A 2117-nucleotide genomic window follows, 5' to 3' on the forward strand; every position below is an offset into this window, starting at 1 on the left:
CCCCAAGTACGCTCCGCTCCTCAGTCCCTAGCTTCATTCAACTCCAGCGTTTTGAAAAAACGCACTTCGGAAGCATAAGCTTCGGTGCTGAAAACCTGACTTTTTGAACACACACTTATATACAAATGAAGGAGGCGGCCGTATGGCAAAACCGCTGAAGGTGGACCAGGTTTGGATGAACCGTATTGCTGAGCAGCTGGATAATATGGAATTCGGTTCACTTCATATCGTTGTCCATGAGGGACAGATTGTCCAGATGGAACGGACGGAACGCAAGCGTTTTGGTAACACGAGCTCGGACGCGTCGAAGCAGGTGTCAGGGCGTACTTCCCCGCGGCCGCTCCGCAAGTCAGGCTCTGAATAAGCGTTTTGCAGCTTTCTACCGCCCGGAATTCCAACAAGGGTGCCTAGGCCAAAACGGCCTTGGGCACCCTTGTGTTTTTTCAATGACTCAGTTTTAATAAATTACACCCAGAAAGTGCGGCTGATGATCACAAGCAGAATAAACAGAACCAGAATGACACCTGTGGAAGTCCACAGTCCACCACCATATCCTCCTCTAACTGCGCTCATTTGTCCTCCTCCTTCCGTGGGGGTAATAGGTTAGCAAAATTAATTTTTCATGCAGGCCTGCCTCGTAATTTAAAGCAGCCCGGAAGTATGAAGAGTGCCTATATTACTACATTTGAGGTACAAGGGCGGCAGACTCAGCGGACCCCGGCCCCAAGTGTTAACCTCATTGGCGGCTAATGCTTAATTCAAAAACAGTATATTCATACGGCTCCATAACGGAAATCAGCAGGAGTCCATTTTACGCAGACAAAGATTAAATAGGCGCTCTTACCGCAGGCTGTTCCATGGCAACGGGGACGGTATATTTAGGACAAACATCATCACCTTGGTATACAGAAAAATCAGGACAGGAGAGTAAGGAATGCTGAAGCGGAAATAAAGGCGGAAAGTCCTCTGTGAAGGGGTTTGACAAGAAGGAACGACAGGATTAGGATAAATGCAGCATAAAGTGAAGGAGAGCATAAACATGACCGTCCCTAAAACATTAACGATTGCCGGCTCCGATACGAGCGGAGGAGCCGGCATCCAAGCTGATCTGAAGACTTTTCAGGAATTCGGCGTATATGGTATGACCGTTCTGACCACGATTGTTGCGATGGCGCCCCGCACATGGGACCATCTTGTATATCCGGTAGCCCTGGATGTGGTGGAAGCCCAGCTGAAAACAGTGCTGGAGGGCATCGGCTTTGATGCCATGAAGACAGGCATGCTTGGCTCGGTGGAGATTATTGAGCTGGTTGCCGGGTATTTAAAGAAGCATGATCTCAAACGGATTGTCATTGATCCGGTTATGGTATGCAAAGGCACGGATGAAGTGCTGCAGCCGGAAAATACGGAAGCGATGCTGGATCTGCTTATTCCCGGCGCGGATCTTGTGACACCGAATCTGTTTGAGGCGTCACAGCTTGCCAAAACAGGCCCGATTCGCTCAGTCGAGCAGATGCAGGAAGCGGCCGCCATTATTCATGAACGCGGCGCCAAGCATGTATTGATTAAAGACCGCGGCAAGATTAAAGAAGGCAAAGCAATGGATCTGCTCTATGACGGAAAGAACTTTGAATGGTTTGAAACGGACAGCGTGAATACCAGCTTTACCCACGGCGCGGGCTGCACCTCGTCTGCTGCTGTAACCGCAGGACTTGCGCAAGGTCTTTCGGTGCGCGAAGCTGTGGAGCAGGCCAAGCAATTTATTACCCAGGCAATTGCCGGCGGATTCCGCCTGAATGAATTTGTCGGGCCAACGCTCCATGCTGCTCACCGTTTGCAGCAATCCTGAGGTGTTTAGACGCATATGAAGAAAGGTTAGACAGTCGTGGGACAGTTGCCCACGGCTGTTTCTTTTTTGGTGAAATATAGTACTCAAATTTTCTTCCCAGGCATCAGATATGATAAAATAAAATTTGTTGTTTTGGCGGATATTGGCGTTTTTTATTCAGGTTTGACGAAAGAATGGAGGATCAGTTTGATGTCAACAACTCATGACTCAAGTCACGAGCTTGTCTCTGCCTACTTCGTAGACAGTGCTTGCGCTTCGCACAAGCCTT

4 protein-coding genes are annotated in these 2117 nt (G+C 49.0%); 3 read left to right on the forward strand and 1 reads right to left on the reverse strand.

What is annotated here, in order from left to right; genetic code table 11:
• Positions 1-142: 142 nt before the first annotated feature.
• Positions 143-364 (forward strand): YezD family protein, encoded by a 222-nt coding sequence (locus ACE5KN_RS30950; protein WP_375528911.1) that lies wholly within the window; start codon positions 143-145, stop codon positions 362-364.
• Between the two features lie 101 nt (positions 365-465).
• Here ACE5KN_RS30950 and ACE5KN_RS30955 read toward each other — a convergent pair whose 3' ends face one another.
• Positions 466-573, reverse strand: coding sequence for a sporulation protein YjcZ (locus ACE5KN_RS30955; RefSeq protein ID WP_375528910.1), 108 nt, complete (start codon positions 571-573; stop codon positions 466-468).
• 466 nt (positions 574-1039) lie between these two features.
• On the opposite strand from ACE5KN_RS30955, the gene thiD reads away from it, so the two are divergent.
• Both thiD and ACE5KN_RS30965 read left to right on the forward strand, forming a co-directional pair.
• Complete coding sequence (gene thiD, locus ACE5KN_RS30960) at positions 1040-1849, forward strand: bifunctional hydroxymethylpyrimidine kinase/phosphomethylpyrimidine kinase (RefSeq protein WP_375528909.1); 810 nt, start codon at positions 1040-1042, stop codon at positions 1847-1849.
• Positions 1850-1885: 36 nt separating this feature from the next.
• The coding region (locus ACE5KN_RS30965; protein ID WP_375533329.1) for a hypothetical protein at positions 1886-2117 on the forward strand (232 nt) is incomplete at its 3' end.

This window comes from Paenibacillus terreus (assembly GCF_042138595.1).
GTDB classification, from domain to species: domain Bacteria; phylum Bacillota; class Bacilli; order Paenibacillales; family Paenibacillaceae; genus Paenibacillus; species Paenibacillus terreus.

Bases quoted from the DNA above. Each gene is read 5' to 3' on its own strand.
- ACE5KN_RS30950 (WP_375528911.1), top strand. From the start codon at position 143: ATGGCAAAACCGCTGAAGGTGGACCAGGTTTGGATGAACCGTATTGCT.
- ACE5KN_RS30955 (WP_375528910.1), bottom strand. From the start codon at position 573: ATGAGCGCAGTTAGAGGAGGATATGGTGGTGGACTGTGGACTTCCACA.
- thiD (WP_375528909.1), top strand. From the start codon at position 1,040: ATGACCGTCCCTAAAACATTAACGATTGCCGGCTCCGATACGAGCGGA.